Here is a 24,156-nt window from a genome sequence, read left to right as displayed (position 1 = left end):
AGGTACCCCTTAAGAAACGTTTACAACGCGGAACATACCAGCGTCCATGTGATATAGAAGGTGACAATGAAATGCCCAATTTCCGGGTGCGTCAGCGCTGATCAGTAAAGACACTTTTTCGCTCGGTTTGAGACTGATCGTGTGTTTACGGGGGGAAGGGGAGTTACCATTTTCTAGCTCCATCCACATACCGTGAAGATGGATGGGGTGATACATCATCGAATCATTGACAAGAATAAGGCGCACGCGTTCCCCGTACTTGAAATGAACGGGCTTATCCACTTCAGTGAATTTTTTGCCATCAAAAGACCACATGTATCTTTCCATGTTACCGGTCAAATGCAGTTCGATGGTTTGTGTTGGTTCACGGTTATCTGGCCACTGCTTGGCACCTGTAAGGTCTGAATAAACAAGTACCTTGTGAGAAACTCCATCAAACCCTATTCCAGGGTCGTCTAGTCGGCTGATCGGATTTTTGGCAATCATAGACGCACCTGGTCCGTGACCGTCCGGTGAGTGCGTAATAGGGATTCCGTCCACAGGAACTACCTTGTTTTGCATCGCTGCCATCGAATGATTAGGACCGTGATTTTCTTGGCCACCATAAGTCTCCTTGTTGTTCGTAGCGTCCATTGAATCCATGTCAGCCATTCCCGACATCCCCATAGCGTCCATACCTAATTCAGGCATTGGGCGAAGTGCCGGGATACTTGCTTCTTTGCCGACAGATGTTGCCAATGTGCCTCTGGCATAGCCACTTCTGTCCATGCTTTGTGCAAAAATGGTATAGGTTTTAGTATCTTTGGGTTTTACGATGACATCATAGGTCTCTGCAACAGCGATCCGTATTTCACCTACTGTTACTGGCTTAACAGGCTGACCATCTACTGCAACAACTGTCAGATCCAACCCTGGTACTTGGAAATCAAAATAGGTCATTGCTGACCCGTTAATAAGCCTAAGGCGTATGCTTTCTCCGGGTTTGTACAATGCAGTCCAGTTTGTTTGCGGGTCACGGCCGTTCATCAGGTATGTATAGGTCGCGCCGGTTACATCGAGTATGTCTCTTGGGTTCATGCGCATACGAGACCACATTGCTCGTTCTTTGACCGTATTGATCAGTCCTTGGCTCTTTATATCTTTAATCGTGTTTTCGACTGTACGCTGCTGATAATTATAATAGCCCTCAGCAACTTTAAGGTGACGGAAAACATCGTGAGGGTCTTCAAAGGTCCAGTCGCTGAGAATAATGGTGTGCTCCCGATCTGCACCGATGTCGCCATCTTTTGGTTCAATAACCATGGGGCCAAGGTGCCCAAGCTGCTCCTGAAGACCTGAATGACTGTGGTACCAATATGTACCGTTTTGTTCAATATCGAATTCATAGGTAAAGGTACTGCCAGCGGCGATACCGGGAAACGATACGCCAGGTACACCGTCCATCGTGTAAGGGAGTATCAATCCGTGCCAGTGGATTGACGTACTTTCAAGCAAGTTGTTAGTTACATTTATAGTGACATGCTGACCTTCTTTTAGACGCACTAACGGGCCCGGTGACGAACCATTAATTGTAATTGGTAGGCCAGCTGCGCTTGCAATACGCTTGTGCTGCCTGCTAATCATCATATTGATGTTTTCCCCGCTGACAACGTTGTTTCCAAAACTTGGTTTTAACTCTTGCCCAGCATGAGATAAGCCCTCTGGATTAGCCCAGGCTGGTGAAATTTGACGTAAAAGCGCTGTCCCACCTAATGTCAAAGCGGCAGACTTAACGAATCTGCGCCTATCTTTATTTAATTTGTTTAACATAAATTGTTCTCTAATTTGATGGATAGATTCAGACACATGCTTACGTTAAAACGGACCGAGCATGTACCGAGTTTTCGTAGTTAAAACTAGAACGGGCTTATGCTATTGGGGGTCTAAGCAATCTAGAAGGAGGAGACCGTAGTAAATCACCTTCGAATAATGAGAAAACATAATCAAATGACTTAATTTTGTAGTGATAATTGCCGGTCAGTAGCCAAATTGTAAAACAATTTCCATGAGAACAATCGCAAGATTCTGTACAGCACTCCTCATGACAGCTCTCATCAACATTATCTTCAATGTGCATTTGAACATGCAGCTTTGCTTGTTCAATTTCCGGTGTTCCCTTCATGGATGAGATGTTGCCAGTACCTTCACTTTCGCAACCCAACACAGATGAACCATAAGTCACACTTGCAATAAGCATCAAGCACTTGATAAGTGTACTTAAAGCTATTGTCGTGTGGTCGTCGTGAGTCATCTAAATTTACAATCCTTTAATAGCTGCAATTCGACACAGTGTAAAAATGACCTATCCGCGCATAACATTTACAGAGTCAGATGGCTTATGCCGTTTGCTTAGTATGTATTTACGGTTTACCTAAGACAATCCAATATTTGTGCCATAAGTTCTTTAATACGTGATATTGCTGTTACAATTATCAATCAATGAGCTGAATAAAGTAACGATTTTCATTCGCCGGAAAGTACGGATTACAATTTAGTGTGAGATTACTTCTACTAAAATCAGAATGTGGAAAAAGAGTTATGCAGACCTCAGTTACCTATCTATATAACAGTAAAATCATTTTCTTTTGCGGCTAAGATAAAGCTTCTCTGCGGTAATTATCAGAAACAAGCCCGCTAATGACGTCCAAATTACGATGCTATCCGCTTTCACCTTAACGACGATGAAAGCTATCAGTACAATTAAATCTAATGTAATGGCGGTTAACAGTATAAACCGGTTGGCAGAAATTTCTTTACGCAGGTAGTTTAGTACGCCCCAGTGAATCGCAATATCCATCAGCAGATAGAAAATCACACCCAAAGAAGCGATTCTGCTTAAATCAAAAAATATCGTTAACGTCATAGCAAGGACTATTGTATATACCAGCGTGTGTTTTTGGATATTTCCTGGCATACCAAAATGGCTGTGTGGTACAAGCTCCATGTCAGTTAGCATCGCTAACATACGCGATACAGCGAATACACTTGCGATGACGCCTGACACGGTAGCAATTATCGCAAAACCGACTGTTATCCAAAGTCCATATTGTCCGAAGGCTGGTTTTGCTGCTTCTGCCAATGCATAATCGCGCGCTGCGACGATCTCCTGGATTGATAGGTTTGTTCCAACTGCTGCGGCAACTAATAGGTAAATGAAAATACAAATCGCAATTGAAATGACTATTGCGCGACCCACGTTTTTACGTGGATTTTCGATTTCACCGCCACTATTTGTTATTGTAGTAAAGCCTTTAAATGCCAATACGGCTAGCGCGACGGCCCCCAGAAAGTCAACAATCGAAGCGTCGGTCGTTTGAACAAAAGTGTCAACAACTCCTCTTTGGGCCGCATATATTCCTCCAGACGCTAATACCGCCAATCCTAAAGCTTTGGCGATTCCCATTACAAATGAAATAGATTGGATAGCCTTGTTACTCATAATGTTTATGAAAAAGGCAAAGATCAATACTGCTACACCTAACGCTGGGACAAACCAATCGTTGGGTTTTGTATTAATTATTTGTACGGTATATTGACCAAATGTCCGCGCAACTAAGCTTTCATTAATTACCATTGAAAAGTACATGAGTAATGCGAAAACCGCAGTGGCAGTCCCCTTGCCATAAGCTTTTTGTAAAAACATGGCAATCCCTCCTGCAGAAGGATAAGCATTGGATAACTTCACGTAGGAATACGCGCTTGCTGATGTGATCATTGCCGCTATGATAAAGGCTAATGGGAACCACTCGCGGGCCAATTCAGCCACTTGTCCGGTCAAAGCAAAGATACCTGCACCGATCATGACACCTGTACCCATTGCAACCGCGCCAATAAGACTGAGACTTCCTTCTTTGTAATTTGACTTGTGTTGGTGCTTCCTCACAACCTCACTCCATAGTTTATGAATCCAATGAAAGGCTTATAATTCGTGCGCTCGGTTAATACCATGTGCCATTATTTTAATCTCTTGTTGTTCGGTTTCTAAAATAGAATCAAGTAGTTCTATTTGATGCCCAACGACCATTTGCTTCCTTAGATACGAAAATAATTCGATAATTTGTTGATGGCGTTTCATAACGTGCTCTATGACCTGTTCATAAGTAGTGCAATCATCTAGGTTAGGCGGACACAGTAAAGGTATGTCAGGCTTATCGTTTATGTACTCAACAAAATAAGTATCCAATTCTCCGGTTTTACCTAAGTTTTTGAAGGCTAAGATCAGCTTACTTAGGTGGTTTTCATGCATTGCGAGATAATCGAGTACAAGTTTGTTCAAATCCGTCTTCTTACAACAGCAATGCAGTTGTTCAGCGAGAGCCTTATGGTAATTAGCTGTCCACTCTAAAATGTCACTGAATTGCTCAATTTGCATTTGTTTTTCCTCGAAATAACGATAACTGCTAAGTTAGGCTACCGAACATAAGTAATTAACTCATGACGCTGCTATTACTGGTTGATTACATGTTTGTAATATTCCTCATGAATAATAGTCTGGAGCAGCAATTGTCGAGCAGTTGATTAGAAAACCAAAAGCTAAATCTTTCACTTAAAAGGCTGAAAAAGCTGCGAGATATAATTTTGTGGGTAATTAGGTTGACTACCAATTCCTAGCTCCCCATCACGTGGTGAGGGTCGTTCATTAGAATTGGTGACGAATGTGCCAAGGAGGTGATCCCATAAATGTGTAAACAACCCAAAATTAACGTCACCTCTGGTACCGTCTTTTACGTGATGATGTCGGTGACCTGGGGCAACAGCCCAAACATATTTTAGCGGGCCAAGCCGCATATCAACGTTAGAGTGTTGCAACAGCAACTGTATGGTAGCACTAAACCCTAACAATGCGCCTATTTCTAAGGGCATACCTATCAAAAGTAATGGGAGTGTACCTGCACTTAGTTCAATCGCTTGGTGAAGGGGATGCTTTAACAATCCATTGAACCCGTACATTCGTTCAACGCTATGATGAACCGCGTGTAAGCGCCAAAGCACTTTGTATTTATGACTAAAATAATGTGCCATCGTTATCCCAAAGTCAGCGACGATGATGGCAAAGCCAAGTTGTACTAGTAGTGGCCAATGGTGAGGCCAAATACTGAAGTGGGGCACTATCGCGGTCATTATTGGGATAAACGCGACCGTGAGAGCCAAAGAGCCTTCATTGACAATGGCATGCACTATATCTCGCCCGAAATCTCCCTGCGGTGTATTCCATGCTTTTTCATATGGTAACCATTTCTCAGCTACAAAAGATACGACGATGGCGAATAAAAGCAGGGGGATAAGCCAAGCTGGAGATCCTGTGTTTTGGGAAATACTGGTTGCAGCAAAGATAAAGCTTAAAAAAAATAATGGACTGAACATCCATTGGACCAACGTTCTCATAGTATTTACACATTCGCGTTTTTATTGATGCGTATATTATTCCCTAGTCAAACTTGATTCGGCTTGTATCAAACGGCTAATTACTGTGAATTTTAATGGTGTGCGGTTTGAATAACGAGGAAGGTGCAAATCCAAACAGCTGTTTAAACGTTTTACTCATATGAGGTAAGTCAGAAAAACCCGAAGCATGGGCAGCCTCAGTCAATGTTGCTGACTTACTCAGTTGTTCTATTGCGGCGCGCACACGCCACCAGACAATAAAACGACTAATAGGTATACCCACTTCTTGCTTAAAAAGATGTGTGAGACGACTTGGGGACAAGAAAACCTTCGATGATAAAAACGCCATATCGATTGCACAACCTCGCTGCGAAGCAATAATGTCGATGACCGCTCGTACCCGTTTATCCTCTGGGCGCGATGAAAGCGCAGGACTGTAGACTAGCCCTACCGCTTTATTTACTGTTTTCCACACTTTGTCGATATCGACGTCAGTAAATAGATGCTGAGAAATGTATCCCAATTCTTTACCAGTAAGCGGCAGAGTATTAATTCCATCACTCCTGGTTTGACGCAAGGCAGTGAGAAATTGTTGGTTATGCCTATCCTCAGGCTCTAAATAGATGACTACAATTTGATCATCCTGCGCAAAAAGCTTGTGAGGGACATCTTCGAAAATCACAATACATTGTCCGGTGTGAATACTTTGTGCCTTGTAATCTTGAACCGAGATGTCTCTGTCTAAACCAATGCAAATTTGGACTGCATGATGTGCATGAACATCATTATCAGGACTGACTCCGATGTAAATCGCTTTGTAGGGCCACAAATGAATATGCATAGCTGACTCATTATCAAAAGTTCAGGCTAGTATTTTTTGCTTCACAAATCTATACACATGACGAATGTTAGCCGATAGATACAAGTTAAGGTGAGCGCCCGCTATGAAATTGTGTGCTTCTTACACTTTTAAGTGTGTAAATAATTTAAAATACCACAGTCCCTAATGGTTTTGTTTTGATCACACTTTGACGCCATATTTTCGAGTGATGACTTTAATGCGTTTAGCTCTTCAATGCGAATAATGACGTCTGATAAATGCTTAGCTATTAACGTATTGATATTTGAACAGCTCTGATCTGGCCTCGAACGACTGTCCATTAGCGTTTTTACTTCCATGATAGACATATCTAATGAACGACACTGTTTGATAAACAGGAGTTGTTCAATAGTCCCCTTGTCGTAGACACGATAATTTCCACTTGAGCGCTTAAGCTCAGGCAAGAGCCCCTTCTTTTCATAAAAACGAATGGTCTGAATACTACAACCTGTCGTCTTTGCGACATCACCAATTTTCATTTTTTTCTCCTAACCGTTGACTCTATACCAAGTATAGACTTTATACTCATACTATTCATCAGTAAAGAGTGTGTTTCTAATGAGCGGATGTGGGTGCGAAGTTGAAATAAAAGACCAGTCTCAACGACAGGTTTTGTATTGGCTTTTGGGAATAAACGCGACAATGTTTGTTATAGAAATGGGGATCGGGTTGCTTGCTGATTCAACCGCATTAATAGCCGATTCACTTGATATGCTCGCCGACGCAGTTGTCTATGGTGTTGCCCTTTATGCTATTGGTAAATCGCTATTGCACAAAGCCAATGCGGCTAGAATTAGCGGCTTTTTTCAGATGGCACTGGGTGTGTTGATTATCATTGATATTGTAAGACGGTCAATTTACGGTAGCGAACCTGTATCGGGACTAATGATGGCTATGGGGGCAGTTGCACTGGTTGCTAATGTCATTTGTCTTGTGATCATACGCAAACAAAGAAATGAAGAAGTGCATATGCGGGCAAGCTGGATATTTTCAGCCAACGATGTGATTGCCAACTTAGGCGTTATTTTTGCTGGCGTTTTGGTGTTTTGGCTCGATTCTCGATGGCCTGATCTGGTTATCGGTGTGATAGTTTCGTGCGTTGTGTTGCGCGGGGCAAAAATGATCCTCGAAGAGGCTGGAAATGAAAGACAGCGAGCGCTTAATGCGCAAAGTTGATAAGAACATGCCAATTTTTAATTGCACATCAAAACTGCGTAGGTTGGCATGGCTACTTATTACTTTGCTCATGTGTCAATCGGGCTTTTCGTTCGCCGCTCAATGCGATGACTACCCTGCGGAGGTATCGTCAGTCCCTGAACAATCAAAGTCGATAGGCACTTATGATGTTCCCGAAAAAAATGTAAATGCTGGTGATAATACGTCGAGTGAAGAGTCTAAGTGTTTCCATTGTGTGCTATGTCAATGTGGACAGATTAAGTTTCTGGCACAACACCCAATAAATGACGTAGCTAAACCGTTATATACCAATCAATACAGTTATTCCCGCAACGTCACTGACGGCCTAGTCGAAGGCCTTTTGCGCCCACCTCAACATTAATCCATTCCCTCCTATATGTTTGCATGGGTGCTTTCCATGTATGTCGTTATCTTATGAACAAAAGGTTCTTTTATGCGTTCTTCACGCCCATTGGGCATAAAAAAAGCTAGCTCAGCGTATCTGAAATTGATATCTGCTGCACTGGTAACCATGAGCATATCTGTTCAATCTGCCAATGCGCAAAAGTCTTCAATCACGCTTGAAAATGCGCTCAAACGCACATTATCAAACAACCCAGATTTAGTTGTGTTCGAATTTAAATCTTCGGCTTTGGATGGTGAATCAAAAATGGCCAGCTTACGACCTGAAATGTCTGTTGGGGTTGAAGTTGAAAATGTGTTGGGAACAGGCGAAGTGTCTGGTATCAAAGATGCCGAATTGACACTGACCTTATCGTCGGTCATCGAGCTTGGCGATAAAGTCAGCGGCCGAATGAATGTGGTGAGTTCAAAAAAAGCACAACTGCTTACACAACGGCGCATTCGTACGCTGGACATCTTGGGTGAAACAACTCGACGATATATCAATGTCATTGTCCAACAAGCGTTGCACAAGACTGAGCAACGAGCTGAAATGCTGGCTCGCACAATGCTTCAGACAGTCTCTACACGGGTTGAAGCGGGGGCTTCTTCACCACTTGAGAAAAAACGTGCAGAGTCAGCGTTGTCGCAGGCGCGTTTGTCGTTATTGATAAGTGAACAAAAACTCAATGAGTATAAACGCGACCTGGCCATCATGTGGGGTGACACTAACGCTGCGTTTGCGGAAGTTGAAGGGACACTGTTATCGTTTCCAAATTCACTGTCACTTGAACATATGCTTTCACAGCTTCAAAGCAATCCACACGTTTTGCTTTATGCTGATAATTATCGGGTTCAAGAGGCCCGACTAAGAGTGGTTCAGACTAGCCAGCTGTTTGATATTGCGTGGGAAGCCGGTATCCGAAGAATGCAGGGAATTAATGACACAGCGTTAGTCGCCAGTATTTCGGTGCCGTTAAATACCAAGCAGCGGAATCTAGGAGAATACGAACAACAGCGCGCATTGCTTGACAGTATCGACTATCAAAAACAAGCGAAAATTCGTGAACTCACTCGCCAATTAAATCAAGTCATTAGCGCAAAAGACCAAGCCTTGCTCACTGTTACGACCCTTCAAGACAATGTCGTTCCCACATTGGAATCTGCATTGAAATTGGCGCGGGATGGCTATGAAAGTGGTCGCTACAACTATATAGAGTGGGTGACAACGCAACAGCAACTCATAGATATGCAACGAACTATGATAAAAGCCGCAGGCTTAGTTCACCTTCGAAGCGCAGATCTAGAGGCACTTACGGGAATTCCCGTGTTTTCTGACTCTCCCTCGACGTCTGCTCAATCATCAGAATTACTAGAGAAAAAATAATGAATACATCACAATTTACATTACTCACTAGCGCACGTGACTTGCTTGGCGTGTTAGCCATGCTACTGACTTTACTGTTTGCTACTGTCGCCCTGGCTGATGATGACGATGAGGAAGCCGAAGAAAGACCCGAGTACGTAGTGTTATCTCAAGAACGGATGCTTGAACACGATATCGTGACTGCTTCAGCCGCGTCAGGATCATTATCGCTCACAACCAGAACATTTGGGCGGATAGTTCATGATCCTGCGTCACTGAGTCATATTCGTGCCCGCTTCGACGGTGTTGTAAAACGTATCATGGTGAATATTGGAGATAAAGTAGAAAAAGGTGACACACTGGCAATCATTGAGTCAAACGAGAGTTTAAATCAATACTCAATCACCTCACCGATGTCTGGAAAAATCATAGCTAGACACGCCAATGATGGTGAGCTCACCAACGGTCAAGTGCTGCTTTCTGTTGCTAATTACTCTCGCGCAATTGCTCAATTGGCTATTTTCCCCAAACAACGTACTCATATTGCCGCTGATATGGAAGTCACTTTAAGGCTTGAGGAATTGCAGCAACAATCAAGTATAAGCCACATTACGTCCTCACCGGATGACAAACCCTATTCTATCGCGTTTGTAAACGTTGATAATGGCAGTGGTTATTGGCCTTTAGGCGCTATGGTAGAGGGTTATATTCAGATTGGGTTCCAAGAAGTCAATCTGGCTCTCCCCAAAAGTTCAATACAAGAGTTAGATGGGCAAACCATTGTTTTTGTCAAAGAAGGGGAACGATTTTACCCCCGCCAAGTAAAACTTGGGAACACGGACAACCGTTTAGTAGAGATTGTGAAGGGCGTTCAAATAGGCCAGCAAGTCGTTGTAGAAAATAGCTATCTACTAAAAGCTGATTTATTAAAAATGGAGGCGGGCGATGATGACTAATTACCTGCGCATTTATTGTCAAAAGCAAAGCCAAGTCCATAAAAACGGTGAGGTGAGAGCATGATTGCACCAATACTCCGTCTATCCATTGAGCGCCGTGGTGTCATGATGTTGTTCGCCTTGTTTGTCGCCTTTTTTGGTATGTACAGTTACAAACAACTGCCGATTGATGCTGTGCCTGATATCACCAACGTGCAAGTGCAGATAAATACCGCAACCCCAGGTTACTCGCCTTTGGAGACTGAGCAACGCATAACGTTTATAGTTGAAACCTCGCTGGCCGGTTTGCCTAATTTATCGTATACCCGCTCGATATCACGCTATGGCTTGTCGCAAGTCACAGTCGTGTTTAAAGAGGGCACCGATTTATATTTCGCACGAAATCTCGTCAACGAGCGTCTCACCGCCATCGCGGCGCAATTGCCAACAGGGTTAACCCCTGAAATGGGCCCTATCGCCACAGGCTTGGGTGAAATTTACATGTACTCGTTAAGTGCTGAGCCTCAGGCGCGACAGGACAACGGTCAACCCTATGATGCTATGGCATTAAGGGAGATCCATGATTGGGTAGTTAAGCCCCAATTGTCGCTTGTTGAGGGGGTGACCGAGGTTTATGCGATAGGCGGATTTGAAAAGCAATATCATGTGAATCCTAATCCAGTCGCAATGATAAACTTTGGGATAAGTACAGGTGACCTTCTCAGTGCGCTAGAACGCAACAATGCGAATCAAGGCGCTGGTTTTGTAGAACAAAATGGGCAACAAGTACTGATCAGATCGGAAGCCCAACTGAAGGGCATCGACGATATCGGCCAAGTGGTTGTTAAGATCATTGATGGCGTACCGGTAAAAATTCAAGACATCGCCCAAATCAACCTCGGTAAAGAGCTGCGCTCTGGAGCCGGCACGTTAAATGGCCAAGAAACAGTGATTGGCACGACAATGATGTTAGTGGGAGAAAACTCTCGTACGGTCGCCAAAGCTGTGGACAGTAAGCTCGAAACCATTAAAACAAGCTTACCCGAGGGCGTTATCCTTGAAGCGGTTTACGATAGAACAAGCCTCGTTGACAAAACCATCGACACAGTACAGAAAAACCTCGTCGAGGGCGCTTTACTTGTCATCGTTGTGCTATTCGTTTTGCTTGGGAATGTGCGAGCTGCACTTATTACAGCCGCTGTAATACCCATGGCAATGCTTGCCACGATATCGGGTATGGTCAAAACCGATGTGTCTGCTAACTTAATGAGTTTAGGCGCACTGGATTTTGGCTTGATTGTCGATGGCGCAGTTATCATTGTTGAAAACTGTATCAGACGATTATCCGAATCCCAGAAACAAAACGGCGCTACTCTACCGCTCAAAGAAAGGCTGAATGTTGTTTATGAAGCCACTAATGAAGTCATACGTCCCAGTTTGTTTGGTGTATTGATCATTACCATTGTTTATATCCCCTTGTTCACGCTCACTGGCGTCGAAGGTAAAATGTTCCACCCCATGGCAGCGACCGTGATAATGGCTTTGCTTGCCGCAATGGTATTTTGTTTTACCGTAGTGCCTGCGGCGATAGCAATTTTCATGAGAGGTAAAATTAGCGAAAAAGAAAGCCCAATTATTAAAGGTGCAAAGGCAGTCTATCGTCCTGTTTTAACCGGAGCGCTGCGTTTTAGATGGCTAGTGGTAGTAGCAGCGAGTGCTTTGGTTGTCGGCAGTTTATGGATGGGCAGTAAATTAGGCTCGGAGTTTATTCCTCAGCTCAATGAAGGTGATATCTTAGTACAGGCGATACGCATCCCTGGGACAGGGGTAGAACAAGCAGTTGAAATGCAAAAAACTCTTGAAGCGAAACTTATGCAGTATGAGCAAGTACAGACGGTATTCGGTCGCACGGGTACGGGTGAGGTCGCCACCGACCCTATGCCACCAAACATTACTGATACGTTTGTTATTTTAAAGCCTAGGGAGCAATGGCCCGATCCATCAATGACAAAAGCTGAGTTAGTGAAAACGTTTGAAGAGGACTTGTTTACTTTGCCCGGCAATAATTATGAATTTACGCAACCTATACAAATGCGTTTTAACGAATTGATTAGTGGCGTAAGGGCAGATTTGGGGATAAGGCTATTTGGGGATGACTTAGATACGCTCTTTGCATCTGCTTCTGACATTTTGACCGTTATTTCAACGATTGAAGGGGCTGATGACGCGAGGCTTGAGCAGGTAGAAGGCATTCCAATCTTCACCGTCACACCAAAGCCTGATCAATTGGCACGCTTTGGTTTGGATATAGCCGACTTGCAGTTATGGCTCAATGCTGCGACAGGTGGAGAAACCGCTGGAATGATTTTTGAGGGCGACAGACGCTTTAAAATTGTCGTGCGATATGCCGACGACATTCGAAATGAACTCACTCAGCTTGAGACCATTCCCATAGTCACGCCCTCTGGTGAGCATGTACCAATGAGCGAATTAGCCACACTTGCATTTAAAGAAGTACCTAGCCAAATAAGCCGGGAAAATGGCAAACGTAGTATTGTTGTCACAGCAAATGTGCGTGACAGAGATATTGGCACTTTTGTTGAGGAAGCTCAGGCGAGAATTAATGATGAAGTAAATTTACCTGCTGGTTATTGGCTCGACTATGGTGGAACCTTTGAGCAGCTCGAAAGTGCGAGTCAACGATTGACGATTGTGGTACCGGTTACGTTGTTTGTGATTTTGACTATGCTGGTAATTGCGTTTGGTTCAATACGTGATGCGTTAATTATCTTCACAGGTATCCCTTTGGCATTAACAGGCGGTGTAATGTCTCTTTGGTTAAGGGATATGCCTTTATCCATATCCGCGTCGGTAGGGTTTATCGCACTGTCTGGGATTGCCGTATTAAACGGATTGGTAATGCTGTCATTCATCAAGCAACGTTTGCTAGAAACCGGAGAATTAGTGAATAGCATTGTTGAAGGGGCTCTTATTCGCTTGCGTCCGGTATTAATGACAGCATTAGTTGCAAGCCTTGGATTTGTGCCCATGGCGCTGAATACGGGCATAGGTGCAGAAGTGCAAAGACCGTTGGCCACTGTTGTGATTGGCGGCATTTTGTCCTCGACACTGCTTACTTTGGTTGTTCTACCAGTTCTCTACAGAATTGTGTATGGGAGACATCTAACTAAATTGACGATTAATCACGCTAGTTAATAATAGTTATGGAGAAGGTCGATTCCTAGTATCGACCTTTGAAATACAAACGCTGAAAAGTAATAGTTGATGGTGTCATTGGTTTTTTATAACTATATCGGTAATACTGTTAAGAAAATGAATAGGACGCTCCAAGCAACTACATTAGATATGTAGGAGGGGCTTTATGAACTTTAGTAAAGAAGCAAAACATCATGTGTTTAAAAGGTTAAATCATGCACAGTCACAATCATAGTCACGACCATTCACATGGGCGTTCGAGTGATGCGTCAAAGCGTATTGGTTGGGCGTTTTTCCTAAATGTGGTGTTCACCATTATCGAGTTTATTGGTGGCTGGCTAACGAACAGTACCGCTATTATGGCGGACGCTGTTCATGATTTAGGCGATAGTTTGTCGATTGGTACTTCTTGGGGCTTAAATAAACTTAGCGATAAAGATGCCAATCGCACTTTTTCCTATGGCTATAAGCGGTTTTCACTATTGGGGGCGTTAATCAACGGAGTTGTATTGACCATAGGCTCTATTTGGATCTTGTTTGAAGCAATCCCTCGTTTAGCAGAGCCTGAAATGCCCCAAGTAGAGGGAATGTTAGCCTTATCTATTTTTGGTATGGCAGTAAACGGTTTTGCCGCTTATAAACTAAGCGAAGGAACGTCATTAAACGAACGAGTGCTTAATTGGCACTTGTTAGAAGATGTTCTCGGTTGGGTGGCAGTATTTATCGTATCCATCGTCTTAATGTTCAAGCCTTGGGCGATTTTAGATCCCATCTTATCCATTGGCTTCACTTTGTTCATCCTCTTCAATGTGTTTCGTAACCTAAAAGAAACCCTGATGCTATTTTTACAGGCAACGCCAGATGAAGAGCAAATGTCAACAATCCGAAACGACTTGCTTGCAAACGATAAGGTAAGCGACCTCCATCATTTTCATATTTGGTCGTTAGACGGAGAGCGCAATGTTATGACTGTCCACCTTGTCTTAAAAGGAGAAGTTAGTGTTGAACACATTCAGTCATTAAAAGAGAGCATACAAAGCTCATTAGCCAAGTATCATTTTGAACATACTACAGTTGAGCTAGAATTTGCCGATGAACAATGTCGTGACGAAATGAAATAGGTTTGGTATGCTACTTGTTATGAAAAATTTAAAACGTATATGTTACATCATGATCTCGCTGATACTCTTTCAGTCGTTTTCTGCTGTGGCCAATTCGTTAGATTTTGATGCAATAGACACTCAACATTTGCAACATGAACACAATCATGCTGAGCATGATAAGAGTTTGTCATCAACAAGTACGCAAGATGCAAGTACCGACCAAGTACAGGGGCAGCATAATCCAGCCGACTGTCATCACTGTGGTCATTGCCATGGTACACATGTTCAGTGGGTCGGTCATGACAGTATCAATAAACACCATCACGTGGTGTCAAACCACAACTTTAACTATCTAGATGCTCTTATAGACGCACCTATCAACCGCTTACTGCGCCCACCTAAGCAAAAATCCTAAATTCTGTTTAAAGCTAGTCGCGATAACCTTAAACGCGACGTCCGTTATTATTTAATTTTAGGATTATTATGAATCTTACTCATTTTATTGGGCGTGACCTGCATGTCAGGTCGCCACTGCTATCTGCGCCTTTTAAGCGTATTCAAACAACAAAAGCCACATCATTGAGACGGCTTAGCTTACTTACATTTAATGGCACCAAACTGCTGTGCACTTGCTTATTGTTTGTACCGATTTTTGCTCATGCGCAAAATCAGAACTGGGAAAGTTGGTTCTCTTCACAGATAAACAAACATCCCGATATTGTCGCGGCCAAAGAACAATTGTTAAGCACAGGTGCGCTCGCTGATGCTTCTGAACGAGCCCTTTATAACCCTGAATTGTCAACTGACTATACGCGTAATGGCGATAACAATGACTACAGCGTGGGTGTTGAACAGACAATCGACCTTTGGGACAGGCAAGGCGCAAGGCGACAAAAAGCGGGTTTTATGCGCACTGCTGCACAAGCTCAATACCAAGAAGTCGTTTTAAACAAATCAGCTGATGCTATTGATGCATTAATCAATTGGCGTGCAGCAAGAAGTGCCGCTGTAATTGCAAAATCACAACAACAGCAACTTAATTCGTTACTTGAATTGGTCGAAATACGTCAAGCGGCTGGTGATCTAGGGAGTATCGATGCAGAGCTTACCTTTTTGTCGTTATCGAAACAATTTGCTCAAGTGGCGGGAGCAGAGGCTCAACTTCAAATGGCCGAAGCAATAGTGCGTGAGTTACTTCCTGATTGGGAGCCAGAGCGAGGGCGGATACCGGACGAGTTTTGGCCTTCTAAAGTTGCATATCCGTCTGATGAAGAATTACTAAAGCACCCCAAAATAGCTAAAGCTTATGCGCAATGGCTCACGCAAAAAGAAGAAGCAGAAGTCACTAGACGTAATGCAAAAGCAAATCCTACTTTTGGTATTAATGCGGGGCGGGAAGAGCGAGAAAACGTCGTTGGACTGACCTTTTCTATACCGTTAAACATTCGTAATAATTACAGTGCAGAAACTCGTTCCGCTGAACGAATGGCGTTAGAAACCGAAGCACGTTTTAGAGCGCAGTATCAGAAACTACGTTTCGATTTACAAGGTGCGTTTGGCGCATGGCAAAGCTACAACCAGCAGTTTTCACAATGGCAATCGCTCGTAAAGAGTCGCATCGAGAGTAGTGCTAATTTGTTAGAAAAGCAGTGGCGAAGTGGCGATTTATCAACAACTAATTACCTGCTAGCACTGAATCAACGCGCAGAAAGCTTACTGTCTGGCATAGAGCTGGAAAAGCAAACGCGCATAGCATTGAAAAATCTCATGCTGCAATCAGGTCGCCTTATCGACTTGCCCCCAGTTCAACACGATTTCTCTATTGATCATCAGGATTAACAAAATGAATAAAACAGTATTAGCAGTTTTCATCGCCTCATATGTCGGCGCTGCACCAAGTTTCGCACAAGAGTCTGATCAAAAGCATGCTCACAATGAAACGGTAACAAGAATTGATAAAAGCATACAAGATAAGCATGACGAACATACTGATGATGGTCATGAAGAACATGAACTACAAGATGGTCAAAAGCATGATGAGCACGGAGGCGAGGGGGCCGATGAACATGATGATCACGAAAGCGAACATGCTCATGATAAAGGTGAAAGCGAGAATAAAGACGATGAAGAGCATGATGAATCTGCTTCTGCATCGCTAGACTCCAATCAAATGGCATTAGCCAACATTAAAGTAAGCACACTAAGCCCCAAAATTGTCAATTATACTTTGTATGCACCGGGTGAAATATTATCAAACGGCTATAGCAGCTATAGAGTATCACCCAGAGTGGCATCCGTTGTCACGCGTCGTCATGTGGCATTGGGAGACAGGGTAAATAAAGGCCAAGTGCTTGTCACGCTTTTTAGCGAAACCGTTGCGCAAGCACAAGCCAATTACCGAACAACATATCCAGAATGGGAAAGAGTAAAAGGACTTGGTCGAAAAACTGTTGGAGAGCAGCGCTACATTGATGCAAAAGCTAATTTTGAAGCGGCTAGTGCAGTATTAATCTCATATGGTTTATCCGATGCAGATTTGAAAACGCTCACCTCACAGCAATCAATAGCATTAGGAGAATATAGCTTACGTGCTGAAATTGATGGCGCGGTACTCAGTGACTCGTTTGAACAAGGTCAGCGTATTGATGCGGGAGAGCCGTTGATCTCGTTGGCAGATGAAAGTGAACTTTGGGTAGAAGCGCATCTACCATCGAATATTAACCTGCGGTTAGGTGCAGGTTCTCCGGCACAAATCAAAGTGGGAGACTTCACAGTTGATGCAACGGTTACACAAGAGGCACATACCATTGACCCAATTACTCGAACGAGAACGGTTCGGCTATTAGTGAGCAACCCTGAACATCGTTTGCATCCTGGTCAATTTGCCGAGGTGTATTTCCGTTTTCTGACAAAAATGCCGGTAATGGCTGTTTCAGAAAGTGCGCTAATGCGAGGGCCCGATGGAGACTGGATGGTATTTGTAGAAGATCATCCCGGCGAGTTTTTACCCGTCGAAGTTGAACTTGGAAGAGCGCTTGGTGGCTTGCGGGAAATAACCGGTGTAGAGCCGGGTTCTCGCGTAGTAAGCGAAGGTGCTTTTTTTGTCGCTTCACAAATCGCTAAAGGCGGTTTTGACCCACACAACCACTAATTAGGAGGAGTCTTTATGTTTAATAAATTAATTGATTGGGCTGTTACTAATCGTTTGTTAGTGGTGATTGCTCTGACAACGTTAATAGTCAGCGCGGTTTTTGTTATTCCAAAACTGAATTTGGATGCATTTCCAGATGTCACCAACGTGCAAGTATCTGTCAATACAGAAGCACCGGGGTTAGCTGCCGAAGAAGTAGAGCAGTTAATTACTTATCCAATAGAAGCGGTGATGTATGCCTTACCGGATGTGATGGAAGTGCGCTCTATTTCCAAAACAGGTCTTTCAGGTGTGACCGTTGTGTTTAGCGAGGACACAGATATCTATTTTGCACGTCAATTGGTATTCGAGCGTCTGCAAGCGGCTAAAGAGTTAATTCCCGAGGGCGTCGGTACGCCAGAAATGGGACCCAACACATCAGGATTGGGGCAAGTGTATCAGTATCTATTGTTGGCTGAGCCCGATTCAGGCCTAGACGCTATGGCGTTGCGTAGTTTAAATGATTGGGTGGTGAAATTGCTGCTGCTTCCTGCCGATGGCGTAACGGATGTGCTCTCTTTTGGTGGGGAAGTACGCCAATACCAAGTTAACCTCAATCCATCTCAATTACTTGGATATGGCTTGACTCAAGATATAGTGATGGAAGCACTTGAGCGGAATAATACCAATGTGGGGGGGTGGTATATGAACCGAGGGCAGGAGCAACTTGTGATAAGAGGCACTGGCTGGTTAGATCATGGCGAGGAAGGGTTAGAGCAATTACGTCAGGTACCTTTAAAAACCGTAGACGGAACAACGATTACTGTATCCGATGTGGCGAACGTTGAGTTAGGTAGCGAAATTCGTCAGGGTGCTGCCACCATGACCAGAAAAGACGCCGACGGTAACATTCAAAACTTAGGTGAAGTCGTCTCAGGCATTGTACTTAAGCGCATGGGAGCTAACACGAAAGCCACAATTGATGGCGTCAATGCTCGTATTCAGCGAATTAACCAAGCATTGCCTGATGGCGTGAGTTTTGAAGTATTCTACGATCAAGCTGACTTAATTACTCAAGCCGTGGATACGGTTGTAAATGCGCTAATGTTAGCGTTCGTATTTATTATTGTTATTCTAGCTTTATTTTTGATGAATCTACGAGCCACGTTTTTAGTCCTGATTTCGATCCCTATTTCTATTGGTATTGCCTTAATGGTCATGTCGTGGTTTGGACTTTCTGCCAACCTTATGTCGCTTGGGGGCATTGCAGTGGCAATCGGCATGCTAGTAGATGGCTCAGTGGTAATGGTTGAAAACATGTTTAAACACTTGACTCACACTGATGCTGAGCATGATCACAAGCGACAATTGGGTGAACATGTTGAAGATGATGATCCATTAGACTCGTCCCATGATACGCACGGTATCGCTTTGCGATTACAAGAAGCGGGCAAGGAGGTAGCCCGGCCTATCTTCTTCGCAACAGCCATAATCCTTGTGGTATTCATGCCTTTGTTTAGCTTTGAAGGCGTTGAAGCAAAATTATTTCAACCAATGGCTATTAGTATTATGTTGGCCATGCTTTCGGCGGTATTAGTTGCACTGATTATTGTACCGGCATTGGCGACGTATCTATTTAAAAAAGGCGTGAAACCACGAGAAAGCGTTGTGTTGAAACCTTTAGACGCGGGGTATCGCAAAGGGCTATCGTGGGCAATTTTGCATAAAAAAGTAGTGATTGGAATTGCTGCAATTATGGTAGTCGCTGCTGGTGTAGTGCTTCCTCGGCTTGGCACAGAGTTTGTACCAGAACTGGAAGAGGGCACCATTAACTTGCGTGTTACTTTAGCGCCTTCATCTAGTTTAGATACTGCCCTAGAGGTCTCCCCTAAGCTTGAGAATATATTAATGGGGTTTCCAGAAGTCACCTATACATTGTCGCGTATCGGTCGCGCCGAAATAGGAGGCGATCCTGAGCCTGTAAACAATATCGAAATTTATATCGGGTTAAAGCCAGTGCCTGAATGGACAAGTGCAAGTAACCGCTATGAACTGCAAGCGTTAATGGAAGAAAAAATGGAGCAACATCCGGGTTTGCTCTTCAATTTTTCTCAACCTATCGCGACAAGAGTGGACGAGTTGTTATCGGGTGTAAGAGCTCAACTTGCCATTAAATTATTTGGACCTGATCTTGACATCTTGGCTGAAAAAGGCCAAGCCATTGAAGCTTTAGTAAAAGAAGTTGAAGGTGCAAGAGATGTTGCTATGGAGCAAATTGCCGGTGAATCTCAACTGATTGTGACACCGAATCGCCGCGCTCTGTCGCGCTATGGGTTGGCCGTGGGTGATGTAATGGAGCTCGTAAGCGAAGGTTTAGGTGGAGCCAGCGCTGGCCAAATCATCAATGGTAATGAGCGCTATGATATTTATGTCAGGCTTGCTGAACAATTTCGAAATAACAGTCAAACGATAGCCGACTTGCGCTTACAAACTCCGTCAGGTGCATGGGTTCGTTTAGGAGATGTTGCAGAAGTGACGATTGCTTCTGGTCCACCGCAAGTCAGACGTGATGACGTACAGAGGCGAGTTGTTATCCAGGCAAATGTTCAAGGTCGAGACATGGGTAGCGTGGTGGCAGATATTCGTCAATCTATTGATGAGCAGCTAGCACTGCCTACTGGCTATTCAGTGGATATTGGCGGGCAATTTGAGAATCAGCAACGAGCGCAGAAGCGACTATCATTGGTTGTGCCACTTTCTTTGGGGTTAATAGCTTTATTATTGTACTTTGCTTTTGCTTCATTTGGTCAGGCAATGTTGATACTTGTAAATGTACCATTGGCTGTTATCGGGGGGGTATTTTCACTTTGGTTATCAGGTCAATATCTTTCTGTGCCGAGCTCCGTAGGTTTTATTACCCTATTCGGCGTAGCGGTGTTAAACGGAGTCGTGATGGTAGAAAGCATCAATCAGCGTGTTGCAGACGGGTTATCGGTATCTGACGCCGTATTTGATGGTGCTACATCAAGACTGCGCCCTGTATTGATGACAGCGATTACATCTGCGCTAGGCCTTATTCCAATGTTACTGTCTAATGGCGTTGGTGCTGAAATCCAAAAGCCTTTAGCGAGTGTAATCGTTGGTGGCTTGGTAACCGCTACATTTTTAACTCTATTTGTATTACCTGTGCTATTCGCCTGGTTTTCAAAAGGGAAGTTAAAAGATATGGCAAGAGCGCCTTCTTAAGCTCAGCTGGCCTGCTGTGTGCGATGAGCATCGGCAGGCTGATTATCACTTTATAAGGGGTTCACCCATTAAGCTGCCCTGTCAAGTAAACAAAAATATGCGTTTCCGCTTGGATCTGGCGGTTCAAGAGTTTTCGATGTCCAATATCCGCCTCTATTCATCTCGTTTTTTAGTCGGACAGCGTCTATTCTTGCTCGCACCAGTCTACTGCATTAATCATTGCAGAAAACGCCAATTAGATCTGTTCCAGGCTAGGGAAATTGGACACTACTCTGGCATCACTTGAACACCAGTTCAGGTGAGACTTAGCACACTTTTCCCCTGATTTCGAGAATTCAGTGTTTAAGTAAATCGGAATACGACCGTCAATCTAGAACTCCCGTTTTAGCGTCATACAATTCACGTGTCTAATATTACTCATCACGTGATTTACTAAAGTATAAATTATCAGTTATTAAGACATTTGTTGCGCGCAATATTGCTAATGATAGGTATTCGTATTATCATTCATAAATTAAATCTAAAGCCTTTTTATCACTACCCACCAAGGAATACTTTTTATGCAAACAAAGCTAACGCGCTTAACTTTGTCAGTTTCGACCGCACTACTATCTTTCAGTTCACTAGCTCAAGAAACACCCGATGTAGGCGAGGCGGGTGACAAATTAATGCCTGCTATAGAAGTTATTCGCGTAATAGGCGACAGCACCTCCGCTCTTTTAAAACAAACGGGTAGCGTTGTTATTATCAATCAAGATCAAATTGATAAAATTCAACCTTTGTCGACACAAGATGTTTTGCGAAGTATTCCCGGTGTGAATATTAAAAGTGAAGAAGAAACTGCCATAGTGTCTAACATTGGTATTCGGGGCCTTTCAGCAAGTGAATCTAAGTCTCTACTTTTAGAAGATGGCGTGCCCGTTGCACCGGGTCTTTTTATTGGTAACGACCGTTATTTTAATCCCCGTATTCAGCGTGTAAGTCAAATTGAAGTACTGAAAGGCTCAGCTTCACTTCGCTATGGCCCATCCACAATAGGCGGCGTAGTGAATTATAAAACTAAAACACCCGATGATGGTGTCATCCTCACTGGCCGTGCTGGTTCCTTTAATATGCAAGAAATTACTGTAGAAGCGGGTGGCAAAAACGAAGACGAGGATGCATTTGCTGGTGTTTTAGCAACCCGCGCTAGCAGCGATGGCTTTATGGATAAAGGCTATGATATGACCGATGTAATGGCAAAAGCTGGTGTTATTTTTGACAATGGTCAAAAGTTAGGCATTAAACTATCGCGTTATGAAAATGACGCAAATATCTCTTATCGTGGATTATTACTAGCTGAGTATGAAGCGGGTGAAGACTACAACCCTGCACCAGACGATTACTACTTAACCGAGCGTACAGCGTTTGATATTAATCACGAATGGTCATTATCTAACGACGCAACCCTAAACACCCTTGTTTATTGGAGTGACGTGAGCCGCGATTATTGGCGTTATAGTGTTGATACTGAGGCCTCAAACGAGGCCAATAGTTGGGTATATACCGACAGTTTAACCGGAAATAATCGCTCGTTTGAGCGCGTTGGAATAGAAACTCGCTTGACTTTAGAACACAGCCTTATGGGTGTAGAAGCCAACAGTGAATTTGGCTTACGTTTCATGCAAGAGGAGTCAAACGACACCCGAATTCGAGCGCTGCGCAGCTCCGATCGCACAGGAGCAAACGATCGCCACCGTATTGATTCGGCGCAAAGCTATGCCGGCTATGCCCAAAGCCGTATTCAATTAAGCAATGCTTTTGCTTTTACACCCGGCCTTAGAGTAGAGTCCTATGAGCAAAAAAGAATAATACTAACCAACGATAATGCAGAAGCAACAACCAGCAACACCGAAATTCTACCCGGTGTTGGCGCAACTTACGACTTGAATGATTCGGCACAAATTTATGGTGGTGTTTACCGCGCTTTCTCGCCCGCTTCAAACGGTGTGGCACTTGACGGGCTGAGCGATCAAAACTTAGATGGAGAGCGTTCAACTAACTATGAGCTAGGCCTCAGAGGAAAGCAGGGCGACATTACTTATGAAGCAGCCGCTTTTATCATGGACTTTAGCAATCAAGTGGTAACGGGTAATAGCGACCCTAATTTGTCTCAGTCCAACGGCGGTGAAACTGAACATTTAGGTATGGAATTGCTGTTAGCCTATGATATTGGTAGTGGCTTTTATATTGATACTAACGCTACGTTTATCCCAACTTCAGAATTTAAAACAGGAGAAAATAGTGGAAACCGACTTCCGTATGCGCCAAAAGTAATTGCCAATGTTGCTTTGAGTTATGAAAGTGATAAGTTAAGCGGGGCATTAACCGTGCATCATCGAGGCGAACAATATGGTGATGCAAGCAACACAGTAGACATACCTGATGATGCCGCGGGTGGCATTTGGGGTGGCTTGTTACCTGCTTATACCTTGTTAGATGTAAACGCTAGTTATACCGTTAACAAAAATATGAAGGTATTCGGCGCTATCAAAAACCTAACTGATAAACGCTACATCACCGGCATGCGACAAGGTATTTATGTTGGCCCTGAGCGTTCGTTTGAAATTGGCGTAAATTATCGGTTCTAGTGTATACTTTTAGACAGAAATGCACTAATTCCGCATTATTGTTGCGGGATTAGTGTTATGCACCTTTGGTAACCGTTAATTTGTATGTAAAACTAAAACACGGTTAGCAGCTGGAACAAATACACGCAACATGATCAGCCGCCAATACCGAAGAGACTTTTCTTAGTAAGTTCAGCATCGCTTTATTATGGCTTATCGTTGTATCGATAAATCGCTTATTATCATTTTATGTGTCTCTCAGATTTACGCTCTAGCCAAGCTAGAGTGCTTAAACTATTGAGTCATGTCACCTATTCATTGTTCATATCAGACAAATACTGGAAGAAACAGGGGAATTGGTTCGTTCAATTATTGACAGCGCACTAACGCGGTTACGGCCGATATTGATGGCCGCATTGGCAGCAAGCCTTGTGTTCGTGCCCATGCCGATCAACGTGGATACTGGCGCAGAGGTATAACGGCCTTTGGCCACAGTGGTCATCGGCGGATAATATCGTCAACCTTGCTAACACTGGTAGTGCTGCCTGTTTTGTTTCGATTGGTTTACAAAAAGCTTGTTGTGTACTGAGCTGGGGCATTCGATATGAGTTCGAGTGCCCTCTTATTAATTGCGCTGTTTATATTACTGTTGATTCACAAAAAACTATC

The 24,156-nt window shown here is 43.6% G+C and carries 18 protein-coding genes and 1 pseudogene; 12 read left to right on the top strand and 7 right to left on the bottom strand.

What is annotated here, in order from left to right:
• Window positions 1-9: 9 nt before the first annotated feature.
• The 7 genes from IUA53_RS09715 to cadR all read right to left on the bottom strand — a co-directional run bounded on the left by IUA53_RS09715 (window position 10) and on the right by cadR (window position 6,783).
• Window positions 10-1,809 carry a copper resistance system multicopper oxidase gene (locus IUA53_RS09715; protein WP_044447476.1) on the bottom strand — a complete coding sequence of 600 codons (1,800 nt, stop codon included), beginning with the start codon at window positions 1,807-1,809 and terminating at the stop codon, window positions 10-12.
• A 97-nt stretch (window positions 1,810-1,906) separates the two neighbouring features.
• Complete coding sequence (locus IUA53_RS09710) at window positions 1,907-2,290, bottom strand: hypothetical protein (RefSeq protein ID WP_044447478.1); 384 nt, start codon at window positions 2,288-2,290, stop codon at window positions 1,907-1,909.
• A 324-nt stretch (window positions 2,291-2,614) separates the two neighbouring features.
• Window positions 2,615-3,922, bottom strand: coding sequence for an APC family permease (locus tag IUA53_RS09705; protein WP_196899366.1), 1,308 nt, complete (start codon window positions 3,920-3,922; stop codon window positions 2,615-2,617).
• A 36-nt stretch (window positions 3,923-3,958) separates the two neighbouring features.
• On the bottom strand, window positions 3,959-4,411 hold the full coding sequence (locus tag IUA53_RS09700) for a hypothetical protein (protein ID WP_044447482.1): 453 nt from the start codon (window positions 4,409-4,411) through the stop codon (window positions 3,959-3,961).
• Window positions 4,412-4,581: 170 nt separating this feature from the next.
• A complete protein-coding gene (locus IUA53_RS09695) occupies window positions 4,582-5,424 on the bottom strand; it encodes a sterol desaturase family protein (protein ID WP_196899364.1) in 843 nt (280 codons plus the stop codon).
• 76 nt (window positions 5,425-5,500) lie between these two features.
• Window positions 5,501-6,265: a helix-turn-helix transcriptional regulator gene (locus IUA53_RS09690; protein ID WP_196899363.1), complete on the bottom strand. Its 765-nt coding sequence runs from the start codon at window positions 6,263-6,265 to the stop codon at window positions 5,501-5,503.
• 128 nt (window positions 6,266-6,393) lie between these two features.
• Window positions 6,394-6,783, bottom strand: a complete 390-nt coding sequence (gene cadR, locus IUA53_RS09685; protein ID WP_105937005.1) for a Cd(II)/Pb(II)-responsive transcriptional regulator — start codon at window positions 6,781-6,783, stop codon at window positions 6,394-6,396.
• Between the two features lie 79 nt (window positions 6,784-6,862).
• Between cadR and IUA53_RS09680 the strand changes: the two genes are divergently transcribed.
• The 12 genes and pseudogenes from IUA53_RS09680 to IUA53_RS20460 all read left to right on the top strand — a co-directional run.
• Window positions 6,863-7,480, top strand: coding sequence for a cation transporter (locus tag IUA53_RS09680; protein ID WP_196899361.1), 618 nt, complete (start codon window positions 6,863-6,865; stop codon window positions 7,478-7,480).
• The gene (locus IUA53_RS09675) at window positions 7,446-7,862 is read left to right on the top strand and encodes a hypothetical protein (RefSeq protein ID WP_231401301.1); all 417 of its coding nucleotides are present in this window, start codon (window positions 7,446-7,448) and stop codon (window positions 7,860-7,862) included. Before IUA53_RS09680 ends, IUA53_RS09675 begins: the two co-directional genes overlap by 35 nt.
• Window positions 7,863-7,934: 72 nt before the next feature.
• Window positions 7,935-9,269 carry a TolC family protein gene (locus IUA53_RS09670; protein WP_196899359.1) on the top strand — a complete coding sequence of 445 codons (1,335 nt, stop codon included), beginning with the start codon at window positions 7,935-7,937 and terminating at the stop codon, window positions 9,267-9,269.
• Window positions 9,269-10,204 (top strand): efflux RND transporter periplasmic adaptor subunit, encoded by a 936-nt coding sequence (locus IUA53_RS09665; protein WP_015065925.1) that lies wholly within the window; start codon window positions 9,269-9,271, stop codon window positions 10,202-10,204. Before IUA53_RS09670 ends, IUA53_RS09665 begins: the two co-directional genes overlap by 1 nt.
• Window positions 10,205-10,264: 60 nt before the next feature.
• On the top strand, window positions 10,265-13,399 hold the full coding sequence (locus IUA53_RS09660; protein WP_196899357.1) for an efflux RND transporter permease subunit: 3,135 nt from the start codon (window positions 10,265-10,267) through the stop codon (window positions 13,397-13,399).
• A 215-nt stretch (window positions 13,400-13,614) separates the two neighbouring features.
• Window positions 13,615-14,520: a cation diffusion facilitator family transporter gene (locus IUA53_RS09655; RefSeq protein ID WP_196899355.1), complete on the top strand. Its 906-nt coding sequence runs from the start codon at window positions 13,615-13,617 to the stop codon at window positions 14,518-14,520.
• A gap of 19 nt (window positions 14,521-14,539) precedes the next feature.
• Complete coding sequence (locus IUA53_RS09650; protein ID WP_071981290.1) at window positions 14,540-14,917, top strand: hypothetical protein; 378 nt, start codon at window positions 14,540-14,542, stop codon at window positions 14,915-14,917.
• A 68-nt stretch (window positions 14,918-14,985) separates the two neighbouring features.
• A complete protein-coding gene (locus tag IUA53_RS09645) occupies window positions 14,986-16,341 on the top strand; it encodes a TolC family protein (RefSeq protein WP_231401300.1) in 1,356 nt (451 codons plus the stop codon).
• 4 nt (window positions 16,342-16,345) lie between these two features.
• Window positions 16,346-17,653: an efflux RND transporter periplasmic adaptor subunit gene (locus IUA53_RS09640; RefSeq protein WP_020744072.1), complete on the top strand. Its 1,308-nt coding sequence runs from the start codon at window positions 16,346-16,348 to the stop codon at window positions 17,651-17,653.
• A gap of 15 nt (window positions 17,654-17,668) precedes the next feature.
• Complete coding sequence (locus IUA53_RS09635; protein WP_020744071.1) at window positions 17,669-20,878, top strand: efflux RND transporter permease subunit; 3,210 nt, start codon at window positions 17,669-17,671, stop codon at window positions 20,876-20,878.
• A 560-nt stretch (window positions 20,879-21,438) separates the two neighbouring features.
• Window positions 21,439-23,508 (top strand): TonB-dependent receptor family protein, encoded by a 2,070-nt coding sequence (locus IUA53_RS09630; protein WP_196899353.1) that lies wholly within the window; start codon window positions 21,439-21,441, stop codon window positions 23,506-23,508.
• A 305-nt stretch (window positions 23,509-23,813) separates the two neighbouring features.
• Window positions 23,814-24,076 (top strand): annotated as a pseudogene (locus tag IUA53_RS20460) (efflux RND transporter permease subunit); the annotation flags it as partial.
• Window positions 24,077-24,156: the final 80 nt, after the last annotated feature.

This window comes from Alteromonas sp. B31-7 (assembly GCF_015767655.1).
GTDB lineage: Bacteria > Pseudomonadota > Gammaproteobacteria > Enterobacterales > Alteromonadaceae > Alteromonas > Alteromonas australica.
The sequence above is the reverse complement of the archived record's forward strand: the minus strand, read 5'-3'. Positions and strand labels throughout refer to the sequence as shown.